General features: G+C 67.1%; 7 protein-coding genes. 3 read left to right on the plus strand and 4 right to left on the minus strand.

Features of this window, described 5'->3' with window-relative positions:
- Nucleotides 1-21: 21 nt before the first annotated feature.
- Nucleotides 22-1,311: an exopolysaccharide biosynthesis polyprenyl glycosylphosphotransferase gene (locus C8J24_RS04165; protein WP_244180521.1), complete on the minus strand. Its 1,290-nt coding sequence runs from the start codon at nucleotides 1,309-1,311 to the stop codon at nucleotides 22-24.
- On the opposite strand from C8J24_RS04165, the gene C8J24_RS17805 reads away from it, so the two are divergent.
- The 3 genes from C8J24_RS17805 (at nucleotide 1,228) to C8J24_RS04175 (ending at nucleotide 3,891) form a co-directional block, all read left to right on the plus strand.
- Nucleotides 1,228-1,674 (plus strand): hypothetical protein, encoded by a 447-nt coding sequence (locus tag C8J24_RS17805; protein ID WP_244180537.1) that lies wholly within the window; start codon nucleotides 1,228-1,230, stop codon nucleotides 1,672-1,674. The two genes, C8J24_RS04165 and C8J24_RS17805, sit on opposite strands and share 84 nt — an antisense overlap.
- Before the next feature lie 288 nt (nucleotides 1,675-1,962).
- Nucleotides 1,963-2,907, plus strand: a complete 945-nt coding sequence (locus tag C8J24_RS04170; RefSeq protein ID WP_167396691.1) for a GGDEF domain-containing protein — start codon at nucleotides 1,963-1,965, stop codon at nucleotides 2,905-2,907.
- A gap of 102 nt (nucleotides 2,908-3,009) precedes the next feature.
- Nucleotides 3,010-3,891: a polysaccharide deacetylase family protein gene (locus tag C8J24_RS04175; protein WP_107930495.1), complete on the plus strand. Its 882-nt coding sequence runs from the start codon at nucleotides 3,010-3,012 to the stop codon at nucleotides 3,889-3,891.
- A gap of 12 nt (nucleotides 3,892-3,903) precedes the next feature.
- Here the strand turns inward: C8J24_RS04175 and C8J24_RS04180 are convergent, their stop codons facing one another.
- The 3 genes from C8J24_RS04180 to C8J24_RS04190 are packed head-to-tail and all read right to left on the minus strand — an operon-like array spanning nucleotide 3,904 to nucleotide 14,201.
- The gene (locus tag C8J24_RS04180; protein WP_107930497.1) at nucleotides 3,904-5,217 is read right to left on the minus strand and encodes an HlyD family type I secretion periplasmic adaptor subunit; all 1,314 of its coding nucleotides are present in this window, start codon (nucleotides 5,215-5,217) and stop codon (nucleotides 3,904-3,906) included.
- Nucleotides 5,214-6,974 carry a type I secretion system permease/ATPase gene (locus C8J24_RS04185; protein ID WP_107930500.1) on the minus strand — a complete coding sequence of 587 codons (1,761 nt, stop codon included), beginning with the start codon at nucleotides 6,972-6,974 and terminating at the stop codon, nucleotides 5,214-5,216. Before C8J24_RS04185 ends, C8J24_RS04180 begins: the two co-directional genes overlap by 4 nt.
- Nucleotides 6,975-6,977: 3 nt before the next feature.
- Nucleotides 6,978-14,201, minus strand: coding sequence for a peroxidase family protein (locus C8J24_RS04190; protein ID WP_107930502.1), 7,224 nt, complete (start codon nucleotides 14,199-14,201; stop codon nucleotides 6,978-6,980).
- Between the last annotated feature and the right edge of the window lie 67 nt (nucleotides 14,202-14,268).

Consider the following 14,268-nt stretch of genomic DNA (forward strand, 5'->3'; position numbering starts at 1 on the left):
TTGTACGTGTCTTACGGTGCACTAGAATGCGTTGCGGTGCACAACGACCCGTACCGTAGACACGAGAATGCCAAAGTCGCGCCACACGGACCAGCCCAGGATATATTCCAGATCGGCCTGAAGGCGCTGCGTCAGATCGTCGCGACGATGCGTCGCACCCCGGAATCCCCGCACCTGCGCGAGACCGGTGATCCCCGGCTTTAGCGCGTGACGGTGCCAATAGCGTTCATCGACCTCCCAGAACAGCTGCTGCCCCGCCAGCGACCCCAGTGCATGCGGTCGCGGCCCGACGATGCTCATTGATCCGAGCAGCACGTTCAGCAGCTGCGGCAGCTCGTCGACGCTGGTCGCGCGGATCACGCGACCGACGCGCGTGATCCGGTCGTCGGTGCGTGACGCCGAAACGCTGCCGCTCGCGTCGGACTGGTCGACCCGCATCGACCGGAACTTGAACACCTTGAACAGCGCGTTGCCGCGGCCGACGCGATCCTGCCGGAAGAAGACCGGTCCGCGGCTGTCGATCTTGATCGCCGCGGCGGTAATCAGCAGAAGCGGCAGCACGACGATCAGCGCGGGCACCGCGAAGGCCAGGTCGAACGTCCGCTTGATCATCCGGTTACGCGTGCTCAGCGGTCCGACCGCCACGACCAGCGTCGACCGCCCGACGAAAGTGTCGAGCCCGATCGCGCCGACCTGGTCGATTTCGTTCGAAATAATCTCGCCGCGAATGCCCGCGCCCTTCAGCAGCATCGCCCATTCGCGCTCCTTGTCGGGCCGGCAGGCGATCACGACGCGGTCGACACCGCGCAATTGGCGCGCGAGTCGATCGAGCATCATCGGATCCTGCATGTTCGGGCGAAGGTTCGCGGCCCGCGTCTCGACGACTTTGCAATGTGCAGGCACCGCGAATTCGACGTCGTCCAAGATCACCAGATCGGTGGTCACGTTGCCGCCAATCGTCAGGCGGACAAACCGATCGATGACCAATCGAAAGACTGCGAGAAGCACGAAGCTGCCGAGCATTCCGATGCTGATGACACCACGGGATTCCGCCTGCACCGCCCGAAAATAGTAGGAGATGAACAAGAAGCTTGAAAAGGCTAGTAAAAGCGCCGTCGCCGAGCGCATGATGCCGGCCCGGGCCTTGCGCAGCACGTCGATCGAGTAGGCGCCATTGTTGAACGCCGTCAGCACATATATTGGCGCCGTGACGATGACGACGTTCATATGCGACGTAACAGCAAAACGGCCATATTTTGCAAATATACCGAGCTCGAATGCAGCAACCACCGCGAGCAGATCAGCAAACACCAACAGGATATAAAGAGCGATGCGCAGTTGGTGACGATGCGAGGTCGAGCCAATACGATCGAACACTGCACCGCGCGTGCCGGTAACTTTAGTATTTTCCACAGTGCCAGCTCCCTGCCCGCCACAATCTCGACTTATGCTCAGCAGGGCCAAGGCTCTGCCATAGGCGGTTTGAAGAAACCAGAGCCGAGATGCGCGGCTCATCCCATCGGGGCGCCACCCGGTCGGCACGCACCGCGCCGCCTGCGCAACGCGGCCCGCCGCCGCGATGCCACCGCCACCACCTTGCCGTCGTCGCAGCGCCCCCAGCAAGCGCGCAGCAGCGTCCAGCAGCCCGGTGCGGCTACCCCGGCAATGGACTGAAACCGGTACGACCGGACTCCCCCCTTGGCGCAACATATCCCTCTATAGCGGACAACAGGCGTCGACGGGCCGTCCCATCCCGGAACATGCCCCCCATCATAAGAAAAACCGCGCCGCTGCCGCCCGCGATCAGCCGCTACCCGTCGCAGCGACACGCCCCCGAACGCGGAACCGATCGCCGCGCAAGGATTGATCGCACGCTCTTTCGCGCTAGGGGGCGTCGGAATGAAACGGACGCGCGCGATCCCGCGTTGTACAATCCAGTACATAAAAAGGTTCGAGACAAGCATGCCAGAGGCTTTTCGTGCGGCGCGCGACGCGCTCGCCTTTCTCGAGGCACATCGTCTCGCACCGGTGGCTGAAAACTATACGTTCGCGCTTGCCGTGGTCGCCGATCCCGGATCGGACCTGGCGCGCGCCGTGGCGGCCGAGACGGATGGCGGCCTGAGGCTGACCGCACGCGCGCTCGAAACGCTCAGCGAACGCCATCTTGCGATCAAGCGCGACACGACCGCCGAACGCGAGAGCGCGGTCACCGCACGCGCGAACCAGCTCGGCGCGCTGACCACCGATGCGCAGACGCTGACGCGGTCGCTCAGCCACGACGTCAGCGCGATGGCGAGCGAGGCGGAGAACTGGCCAGATGCGACGCTGCTCGTGACCCGGCTGGCCGATGCCGAACGCGAGCTGGCCGAGCTGCGCCGCGACGTCGCCCGGCTCCAGTCCGACCTTGGCTCGCTCGGTACGGCGCGGCACGATCCGATGCGCGACGCAGCCACTGGCGCGCTGACGTCCGAGGGCGCGCGGCCGATCTTCGCACAGCTTGCCGAACAGGCGCGAAGCTATGTCCTCATGATCTTCAGCGTCGCCGATCTGGCCGGGGTCAATCAGCGCTTCGGCCACGCCGTCGGCGACAATGTGCTGAGCGCCTTTGTCGCGAACCTGCGACGGGTGTTTCCCGACGAGGAGATCATCCGCTGGACCGGCAATGAATTCGTCGTGGTCGTGACCGACGTCGCCCTGACGGCAGCCCGCGATCTCGCCGACGAAGCCATCGCCGCGTTCGAAACCCGCCGCCTCAGGCTGCGCGGCAGCGGCGCATGGATCGGCCCGGTCCGCGCGCTCGCGGGACTGGTCGTCGGCCAGGGCGACGACCAGGACGCCGCCCTGAGCCAGGCGCGCGCCGATCTGTACCGTGCCACCGTCGAGGGTTTCGCCCCTGTGGACGGCTGAGCGGGTCGGACCCGACGGCTCGCTCGCTCCGGCCGCGATCATGGATTCCATAAGTATCTGCATCATGGCGTTTCTATCCCGCGACCCGCGCGTTCCAGCGTGATGAGCACGTCGCACCATGGCCGCTACGCCTATCGCCCGATCGTCGACCGCCCGGACTATGACTGGCCCGACGGCCGCCGCCTCGCCATCTATTTCGGGGTAAATTACGAGGTGTTCGATTTCGGCGGCGGGCTGGGTCCGGAACTGGCGCCTGCGCAGACCGACCCGGACGTGATGAACTATGCCTGGCGCGATTATGGCAACCGGGTCGGGGCGTGGCGGTTGTTCGACCTGTTCGATCGGCTGGGCCTGCGCACCACCGCGCTGCTCAACGCCGACGTCCTCGATCGCTGCCCGGGGCTCGCCGAGGCGTGCCGCGACCGCGGCGACGAGATCGCGGCGCATGGCGGCACCAACGCGACCGCGCAAGGGTCCCTTGCGCACCCGAGCGAGACCCAGATGATCGCCGACGTGACCGAGCGGCTGGCCACACTCGGCGTGCGTCCCACCGGCTGGCTGGGGCCGTGGATCTCAGAGAGCGACGCCACGCCGGACCTGCTCGCCGAAAATGGCTATCGCTATGTCCTCGACTGGGCGCATGACGACCAGCCGACCCGGCTCGCAACCTCTCATGGCGGACTGCTCTCCATCCCCTATTCCCAGGAAATCAACGACCTGCCCGCGATCATCGCGCGCAAGCAGGAGGCGGTGACGTTCGCGGCCATGATCCGCGACGGCGTCGAACAGCTGCTGTCCGAATGCGACCGGCGTCCGCTCGTCCTCGGCATCGCGCTCCATCCCTATATCATGGGACAGGCACACCGGGTCCCCGCACTGGCCCGCGTGCTGACCGAACTCCGCGCGGCGAACGATCCGCGCATCTGGTGGACCACCGCCGGCGACATCGCCGCGCATGTCGAGGCGAACGGCCTGGCCGCCTGACCCCGCACTCACTCAGGCTTCACGACCGCCGCGCCACAGGCTCTCCTTCAACGGGCCGATCAGATAGTCGAGCGCGGACCGTTTCCGGAGGGGGACGAGGATTTCGGCGGGCATGCCCGGCGTCAGTGCGCCGGGCCCCTTCAGCGCGACGAGCGTCCGATAGCTTTCCGGCAGCAACGACGCCTCCGCCCGGAAGAAGCGATTGCCGGTCCGCTCCTCGGTGAAGCTGTCCGCCGACACCGTGTCGATCCGGGCGTCGAGCGCGGGCATCGCGCGGTCGTGGAATCCGGTGAAGCGGACCTGCGTCGTCTGGCCGGGGCGCATGTCGTCGGCATCGTCGGGCGAGACCTGCACCTCGATGACCAGCGCCCTGCGATCGGGCACGATCTCCATCAACGTCTGCCCCGGCGAGACCACCCCGCCGATCGTGTAGATCGTCGGGCCGACGATCGTGCCGGCCACCGGCGCGCGCACCATCGAGCGGGCGAGCTGTTCGCGCGCCGCGAGCAATTTGGGTTGCAGCTCGTTCATCCGCACCAGCAGATCGCGCAGGCTCCCCTCCACCTCCTCGATCTGGCGACGATCGACACCCGCGGCCGAGAGTTCGGCTTCGCCGATCGCATCGCGCGTCTGGAGAATCTGCGCACCCAGCGCGCCATGCTCGCCGTCGAGCGCGGCCTGGGTCCGCTCCAGCGCACGGATCCGGTTGATCGAGGCAAAGCCCTTGGCGGCGATGACCCGCATCCCCGTCAGCTCGTCGTCGAGCAGCGCGCGTTGCCGGCGGTTCGCCGCGATCTGCTCACCGAACCCGCCAATCTGTTCGGCATTGGCGTGGGCGCGCCGCATCCACACCGCCTTCTCGGTCTGCGCGGTCCGCAGGCGCGCCGCCAGCAGCAACCGCTGCCCGCGCAGCGCGTCCTCCGCCAGCACCCGGTCCGCCGCCGGCAGCGTGCGGAATTCGACCGGCTCGGCCATCACCGCGCGCCGGTCGCGTTCGGCGAGCAGGCGTTCGCGCTGCGCGAACAGCATCATCAATTCGGCGGTCATCCCGCGTTCGAGCGCATGCAGGTCCGCCGACGCGATCTCGAGCAGCACCTGCCCGCGCGCGACCTTCTGGCCTTCGACGGCGCGCAATGCCGTGACGATGCCGCCGTCGCGATTCTGCACCGCCTGCCGCTTGCCCGACACGATCACCGCGCCGCGGGCATAGACGCCTGCGTCGAGCGGCATCATCGACGCGCCCCCCAGCAGCCCGATGAAGAACAGCGCCGCGACGCGCAGGCCGCGCCGGATCTCAACCCGCGCCGAATCGTCGATCATGCTCATGACACAGCCCCCTTCAGTCCGACGACATTGCCGCGGCTCCCGCCGGCGCGGCGCGCCAGCTCGGCCAGAACCTCCTCGGCCGGACCTTCGCAGTCGACCGACCCGGCGTTGAGCACGAGCAGCCGATCCGCGGCGGCCAGCACGCTGGTGCGATGCGCCGCGATCACGATCGTCGCGCCGCGCTGGCGACTGGTTTCCAGCGCGCGCATCAGCGCCGCCTCGCCCTCCGCGTCCAGCGCGGCATTGGGTTCGTCGAGCAGAAGGATCGGCGGGTCGTCGAACATCGCCCGCGCCAGCGCGATCCGCTGCCGCTGACCCGCCGACAGCGCCAGCCCGCCGCGCCCGATCGGACAGTCATAGCCACCGGGCAGCGACAGGATCAGCGCGTGGCACCCCGCGACCTTGGCCGCGTCGATCACCCGCCGGTCGAACGAGACCGGGTCCACCGCGTTCGGATCGGCGAACCGGGCGATGTTCTGCGCCACCGTGCCGGTCAGGAAGCCGGGCTCCTGCGGCACATAACCGCGGTACCGCGCGAGCCGCTGCGCATCCCAGAGGATCGAGTCCGCGCCGTCGAGCAGCACCTGTCCGGCCTCGGGCGCGATCCCACCGGCGAGGATGCGGATCAGCGTCGTCTTGCCCGCCCCCGATGCCCCGACGATCCCCAGCATCTGCCCCGCCTGCAGGTCGAAGCTCACCCCCTTGAGCAGCATCGCCGCGCCATCGGCGCTGCGCGTGGTGATCTTGCGCGCGGTGATCCGGCCGAGCGGCGCCGGCAGGACGGTCGCGGGCGCCGCCGCCGCGTCCGTGTCGAACAACTGCTTCAGCGATTTCAGCGCCTCGTTGGCGCTCTGCAGGTTCGACCAGCCGCCGATCAGCAGCTCGACCGGCTGCAGCGCACGGCTGAGCAGCACCGATGCGGCGATGATCGATCCGACCGAGATCTGCCGCTCGACCGCGAGGACCGCGGCGAGCCCGAGCGCCAGCGACTGGAGGAACAGCCGCATGAACTTGGCGATCGCGGCATAGCGCGCGGTCGCCATCTGCGCCGCAGCCAGCGCTGCCTGCCCGTCGCCGCGTTCGACGATCTGCCGGTCGACCATCGCCCGGCCCATGCCCAGCGCGCGGACGAGCTCGGCCTGCTGGGCGATATCCTCCTGGACGATCGCCGACCGGGCATTGGCGGTGTGCGCGACGCTCATCAGCCCGCGCGTCCCCCGCTCGGACATCCATGTCAGCACCGCGAGGCACGCGCCCGCGGCGATGATGAACAGCCCCAGCAGCGGATGGATCAGCACCGCGGCCAGAACATAGATCGGCGTCCAGGGCGCATCGAAGATCCCGACCAGCGTCGGCGCGGTGATCACCTGTCGCAGCGTGTCGAACTCGCGCATCGCCTGTGCCGTCGTCGGGTCGCGCTGCCGGGTGTGACCGCGCTCGATCAGCCGCGCCAGGATCGCCCGCGACACGCGCTGGTCGAGCCGCAGCGACACCTTGACCATCAGCCGCGACCGCAGGGCCTCCAGCACCCCGATCGTGGCGATCGCCGCCCCCAGCACCAGCGTCAGGATCACCAGAGTGACGACGCCCCCGGTCGGCACCACCCGGTCATAGACCTGCATCATGTACAGCGTCGGCGCGAGGTACAGGATGTTGACCAGCGCGCTGAACAGCAAGGCGGCAAGGAGATGCGACCGACAGCGCGTCACCGCATCCCGTACCGGCTGCGCCAGCCGGTCCCCGAACATCTGCATCATCGATCAGAACCCGAAATCGCTGTGGTCGATCGTCGTCGCGTTCACCCCGGTGAGCGTGATCGTCTGCGTGCCGATCGTGATCACCGTGTTGACGCCGACCTGCGAAATCAGCACCTGTGCCCCGAAATTGGCGGCGGTGATGCCGCAACCCGAAACATCGAGCAGGTCCTGTCCCCCGGCCGCATCGAAGTCGAAATCGACCACCGTGTCATTGCCCTGCCCGGTCACGAACACGAACACGTCGTCGCCCGTGCCCCCGGTCAGCCGGTCGCTGCCGGTGCCGCCGACGAGCCGGTCCTGCCCCGCGCCGCCCAGCAGCTGGTCGTTGCCCCCCAGCCCCTGCAACAGGTCGTCGCCGTCGAACCCGGACAGGATATTGCCCGCGCTATTGCCCGTCAGTGCGTTCGCGCCGGCATTGCCGTTGCCGTGCACCCCGGAAGTGCCCGTCAGCGTCAGGTTCTCGAGCCCGTCGGCCAGCGTGAAGGTGATGCTGCTGGTGACGAGATCGACGCCGTCCCCGTCGGTCTCGTCGACGCTGTCGCCCAGAGTGTCGACGATGTAGATATCGTCGCCCAGGCCACCCGCCATCACGTCCGCGCCGGTGCCGCCGTCGAGCGTGTCCGCCCCGGCGCCGCCGAACAGCCGGTCGTCGCCGGCCATGCCGCGCAGCGTGTCGGCCCCCTCCATCCCCGACAGGATGTTGACGCCGGCATTGCCCGTCAGGATGTTGGCATCCGCGCTGCCCGTCGCATCGATCGCCGCCACCCCGCTCAACGTCAGACGCTCGACCCCGGACTCCAGCGTGAAGGACACGCTGCTGGTGACCGTATCGAGGCCGTCGCCGCCGGTCTCGTCGACGACGTCGCCGATATCGTCGACGACATAGCTGTCGTTGCCGCGCCCGCCGGACATCACGTCCTGGCCGGTGCCGCCGTCGAGCGTATCCGTGCCCGCGCCGCCGAACAGCTGGTCGTTGCCGGCAAAGCCCGACAGCGCGTTGGCGCCGTCATTGCCGGTGATGACGTTGTCGGCGGCATTGCCCCGCCCCGCGATTCCCCCCGTCCCGGTCAGGGTGAGGCGTTCGACGCCGGCGCCGAGCGTGTAGGTGATGCTGCTGGTGACGGTGTCGATACCGTCGCTGCCGGTCTCGTCGACGATGTCGCCGGTCGTGTCGACGCTATAGAGATCGTCGCCGTCGCCGCCGGTCATGATGTCCGATCCGGTGCCGCCGTTCAGGATGTCCGCCCCCGCACCGCCGTTCAGCCGGTCGTTGCCCGACAGCCCGATCAGCGTGTCGTCGCCGTCGAGACCCGTCAGCGTGTTCGCCGCACCATTGCCCGTCAGGATGTTGGCGGCGGCGTTGCCCGTCGCGCTGGGCGAACCGCTCCCCGTCAGCGTCAGATTCTCGACACCGGCGGCGAGCGTGAAGGTCACGCTGCTCTTGACCAAGTCGACGCCGTCACCGTCGGTTTCGTCGACGACGTCGCCGACACTGTCGACGGTATAGATGTCGTCGCCCGTGCCGCCGGACAGGCTGTCCGCGCCGGTACCACCGTCGAGGTCGTCCGCCCCGCCCCCGCCGAACAGCTGGTCGTTGCCGGCCAGCCCGCGCAACGTATCCGCGCCGTCCAGCCCGGTCAGCCGGTTCACCCCGGCATTGCCCGTCAGGACGTTCGCATCGGCGTTGCCCGTCGCGTTGATCGCCGCACTGCCCGTCAGCGTGAGGTTGTCCACGCCGCCCGCGAGCGCGAAGCTCACGCTGCTGTTGACCAGATCGACGCCGTCGCCGCCTGTCTCGTCGACGACGTCACCGACATTGTCGACCGTATAGGTGTCGTTGCCGAGCCCACCCGCCATCGTGTCCGCACCGGTGCCGCCGTCCAGCCGGTCGTTGCCGCCGCCGCCGGTCAGCCGGTCGTCCCCCGCGAGCCCCGCCAGACTGTTGTCCCCGTCATTGCCGGTGACGATGTTCGCGACCGCGTTTCCGGTGGCGTTCAGCGCCGCGTTTCCAGTCAGCGTGACGTTTTCCAGCCCCGTTGCGAGTGTGTAGGCGATGCTGCTGAGGACGGTGTCGGTCCCGTCGCCCCCGCTTTCGCTGACGACATCGCCGGTGCTGTCGACGACATAGGTGTCGTCCCCCAGCCCGCCCGCCATGGTGTCGGCGCCCGCTCCCCCATCAAGGAAATCGGCACCGGCGAGCCCCGTCAGTGTGTTGGCGGCACCGTTGCCGGTAAGCACGTTGTTGCCCGCATTGCCGGTACCGCTGATCCCCGCGGAGCCGCCGAGCACCAGATTCTCGACCTCGGTGCCCAGCGTGTAGCTGATGCTGCTGGTCACCGTGTCGGTGCCGCCTTCGCTGCCCTCGACGACCGTGTCGCCGCCGTCATCGACGACATAGGTGTCGTCGCCCAGCCCCCCCGCCATCCGGTCGGCCCCGCTGCCGCCGTCGAGGCTGTCGTTCCCGTCTTCGCCGAACAGACGGTCGTCCCCGTCGAGCCCGAGCAAAGTGTCATCGCCGCCGCGCGCGAAGACGAGGTCGGCGTCCTCCGTGCCGGTCAGCGCGTTGGCCTCCTCGTCGCCGAGGATCGCGTAATCGGGGATCGCGACCGCCATCGTCGCGTCGGAATAGACCACCGCCTCCGGCTGGTTCGTCCCCTGCGTGCTGAACCCGCGATTGTCGGTATAGTTGGTCGCGACGCGCAGCGGCTGGCCGATATCGTCGACCGTGACCTTGTACGTGTCGTCGGTCGCCCCCGCGATATCGACCCACGTCCCTTCGACCTGACGCTGCCACTGCCGCGCAAAGCTCGTCGTGCCGTCATAATCGATGAAGCTGCCCGTCGTGACCGTCAGCACCTGATCGATTTCCGGCTCGACGTTATCGATCCCGAAGCTGCCGACATGCTGGCGGTTGATCTCGGCGACGCTGTCGGCGAACTGGATCCGCTCGACATTGCGCAGCATGTCGCTGCCCTCGTCCCCTACATTGTCGACGACGCTGACCCGCCCGTCGGGCCGCAGCGTGATCGTGAAGTTGGAGCGGTTGCCGATATAGACCGCGGTATCCATCCCCGACCCGATCGTCGCCGCACCCGTGGCATAGCCGTTGACGGTCTCGCGGTAGACGATCTCGCGCGACGCGACGAGCTGGCCGGGATTGATCGTCCCGTTCAGCAGCCGCGCCTGGATCTCCGTCAGCGAATCCGCGCGGAACAGCTCGGCGCCCGAGCCGTCCTTGTTTTCGCGCACACTGATGAAGACGTGCATATAGGCGTCGCCGTCGATGATGTCGTTGCCCGCGCGCCCCTTGATGACGTCCGCACCGCCGCCGCCGATCAGCAGGTCGTCGGTCGTGCTGCCGTCCATCACCAGCGCATCGACATCGTTCGCATCCCAGGTCTTGAAGCTCAGCAGCTCGCGCAGCCCGGTGATCAGCCGGACGCCGTCCTCGTACAGGTTGTTGCCGAGGATCCGGGGATTGTCGTCGCCGAGCAGGTCCGGGAAATTGGCGCCCGTGCTGACGAGCCCGAGCGGGATCTGCCGGCCGGTCAGCGTGTCGGCATATTTCCACCCCGACAGCGCCTCGACCAGGTCGTTGCGGTCGCGCAGCGTGAACGCCTGCTGGTTGACCGCGGCACTCAGCCCCAGATCCGAATTGGCGGCGGTCGTATCACCCTGGTGGATGACCCAGTCGAACCCGGCCATGCCGTTGTTGCGCTGGATCCCCGCCCCCTGGATCATGATGTCGTCGCCGCTCTCCCCGTCATAATCGGTGTCGTTGCCGCCGCCGTTCAGGATGTCGTGGCCGATGATCGGGCTGTTGAAGAACAGGTTCGAATTTTCGCCCGTCACGCTGTCGAAGCCGTCGCCGCCCTCGATCCAGTCGTCGCCTTCATTGCCCATCAGACCGTCGCTGCCGCTGCCGCCGAGCAGGAAGTCGTTGCCGCGGCCGGCGAACATCTCCTTCGCGTCGGTGCCGCCGACCATGAAGTCCTGGCCGCCGCCACCGAACATGATGTCGAGCCCGGAGCCGCCGCTGACGACGTCATTGCCCTCGCCACCGCGCAGGAAATCGTCGCCGAACGGATCCTCGATGATGTCGTCACCGTCGCCGGCATAGACCTGATCGGATTCCGTGCCCGCGTTCAGGTAATCATCGCCGCCATCGCCCCACAGCGTATCGATGCCCTTGTCGCCATAGAGCCGGTCATTGCCCTCGGTCCCGCCGAGTACGACATGCTCGCCGCCGCTATATTTGAGCATCCCGCCATCGTCATGGCCGTCGCCGTCGACGTCCGCGCCCGGGGCGATCCGATCCACCTTGGGATCGAACGCCTGCTGGAAACTGTCCTCCCAGACCGGATCGAACGTGCCGCCCGCCAGATACGTGCCGTCCTCGCCGATATTGGTGACCTGCGGCGTCAGCGGATCGAGTTCGAGGATATAGTCCGCGGTGTTGAAGATCTGGCCGTCGACATGCGTCGAATGCACGTCGCCCAGGTCGGAATTGCGCATCACGAGATCGGCGAAGCTGCTCTTCTCCAGCTCGTTGAGCATGTTCATGCCCTGGGTGCGGCTGAGATAATAGAAGCGGTCGCCGTTCTGCAGGCTTTCGAGCTGGTGCTCGAACACATAGTTGAACGTCGAACCCAGCATCCCGCCGAATTCCATCTTCTCCTCGGCCAGACCGCCGATCCACAGATCGACCAGGTTCAGCCCGGTTTCGTGGCTATTGACCCCGTCGACGATGTTGGGCGCCCAGTTGCCCTTGCTCTGCACGAAGTTGAGCCGATCGGCCGGGGCCTGGAGCACATGTTCCTCGACGCCCATCGCGGCATTCGCATGGACGACGATATCCGCGCCGCCCATCACCAGCAGGGTCGCGGCGGCGCGCTTGCCCTCCAGCGTCGTCTCGCCGGTGATCAGCGGATGCGTGCCATAGGCGGCGACAAAATTGACGATCGACAGCGGGTTTTTGATGTTCTGCGCGAAGTCGAACCAGCTCGTATAGGGTTTGAGCTGCGAATCGTTGGTCGAGGCATAGAGCTGCGCACGCACCACGTTGAACGCCGCCACCCCCGCATCGCGGCCGCGCGCGATGTTGAGCGCGGCGAGGTCGAGCGGCAGCCCGACGAGGAAATTGCGCAGCGAATCCGGCACGAACTCGTCGATCTCGCTGCCCTCGACGCGCGTCATCCCGCGAATGATGGCGCCCGCGGCGATCGCCGCATCCTCCTCGCCGGTGACGGGATCCAGACCCGCTTCGCCAAACGCCTGCGGGTTCAGGAACGCCTCGACCAAGCTCAGCGATTGCGTCGACAGCGTCGGATCGGTGATCTCGATCGTGTCGGTCAGCATCGAATGCCCGAACCGGTACACGGCATGCGCGAACTCGGCGGTGATCGCGGGGTCGATGTCGGCGGTGTTGCTGAAGATGAACGGATCGATATTGGGCTGGATCCGGCGCGCGAATTCCTCGAACACCAGATGCTGATACTGCATCTCGGTGCTGAACCGCCCCGCCTGGAACAGCCGCTCGCCATCCCAGTCGAGCGCGTTGATCGCCAGCGTCTTGGCGGTCCCGCTCAGCGCCTCGATCGCATCGAGCTCCGCCTGCGTGATCGCGCTGCGCGTGCCGTCCGCGGCGGGCCGCAGCCATTCGTTGACGATGGCAAGGTCACCCGATGCGATGATCGTCAGCTTGTCCGCCTCGACCACGCGGTTGTGCTCGGAATGGAAGACCGTGTGGACCGCGGTCAGCCCGATATTCTCGTTGCCGCGGCCGTCGCCCGTGACGAAATGCGCGTCGAGCATCTCGTTGTCATAGGTCAGCGGGTTGTTGTCGTCGGCGATCAGGTCGCGCGCGTTGATCACGCCGTCCAGATTGACGTCGCGCAGGTCGTCGAGCGTGATCGCGTGGTCGCCATCCACATCGACGATCCGCCCCTCGCCCGCGACCAGGTCGGCCTCGTCGGACACGCCGTCGCCATTAAAGTCGAGCAGGTCCGTGTCGGCGGTCTGCCGCACCGCGGGCGTCGCCGGATTGTGATCGAGGTCGACCAGCACCGGCTCTGCATGATGCGCGATGTCGTTGAGGAACGCGTGGCCGGTGAAGTACGCGTTCGCGGGCACCGCCACGCCCTCGGCCGTCCCCTCGAGCAGCGTGCCGTCCTTCAGCATGATCTGCGCATAGCCGTTCGCGCCGGGGATGAACCGGCCATACGCGTCGGTCAGCAGCAGCGGCACATTGTGCACGTCGTAATCGTCGAGCCGGATGCCCAGCATCGTCAGCGCCTGCGCCTTGGTCTCGGCCCAGTTCGCCATCCCGCCGATCGCGCCGTCCAGCAGCCGCCCGGTCGAGATCGCATGCGAATCCTTCACCCCGTCGCCATCCGAATCGACCGAGAACTTGTATTCGCGCAGGAACACCTGATGCGATGCATGCGAGGTATAGGTCTGGTTCTGGTCGATGAACGGCGTCGTCGTGTTGACCGTCTCGGTCCCGCCGACGACCGGGTTGCCGTTGGCGTCATATTGCGTCGACCGGGTCAGCGGCATGAAGTTGGGGCCGCCAGGCACATAGAGCGGATCGTCGGGCTGGAGCGGGATCAGCACCGTGCCGTTGCCGCCCTTGGTGATCAGGTCGAGCCCATGATCGAAGAACTGGCCGAAGAACGTCATCCAGGCGTTGAACGACGGCGACAGGCCGATGTCCGGCGACAGGTTCGGGATCGACGCCAGTTCCTCGTTGGTCGGGATATAGCCGTCGGGCGGCGCGTCGCCGCCATGCGCATCGGCATAGGCGGCCTGCGCATGCGCGTTGACGTACCAGGCGGCGATCGCCGCGGGATTGGTGTTGGTCATGTCGGCGATCAGGTTGCTGATCAGCCGCGGGTCGGCATCGACCACGCTGCCCGGCGTGCCGTAATCGGTGTTGGTCAGGACCGGTCCACCGGGCCCGGTGCCGAACGTCGCGCCGTCGTTCAGATTGCGGAACACCGGCGTCGTCAGCCGCGGCAGCAGCTGGTCCGCCGCGCCCAGCACCGCATTGCCCGGCAGCAGGTTGTTGTAGCTGCCATCGACGGTCCGCAGACCATAGGGGATTAATTGCGCCTGGGGGCCCAGGATATCCGCGAGTGACTCGCCAGCGGCATTGCGCTCGCTGATCCTGATCTGCGCCAGGATGAAGTTCAGATCTCCCAGATCGACGGTAAAGTCACCAGACATGATGCAATTTCCCCTCTGAATGACGAAACGCGAAACGTCTCGAGCGATCGTGATCGGGTCGTGATCG

Origin of the sequence: Sphingomonas aerolata (genome assembly GCF_003046295.1) — a bacterium.
Taxonomy (GTDB): Bacteria; Pseudomonadota; Alphaproteobacteria; order Sphingomonadales; family Sphingomonadaceae; genus Sphingomonas; species Sphingomonas aerolata.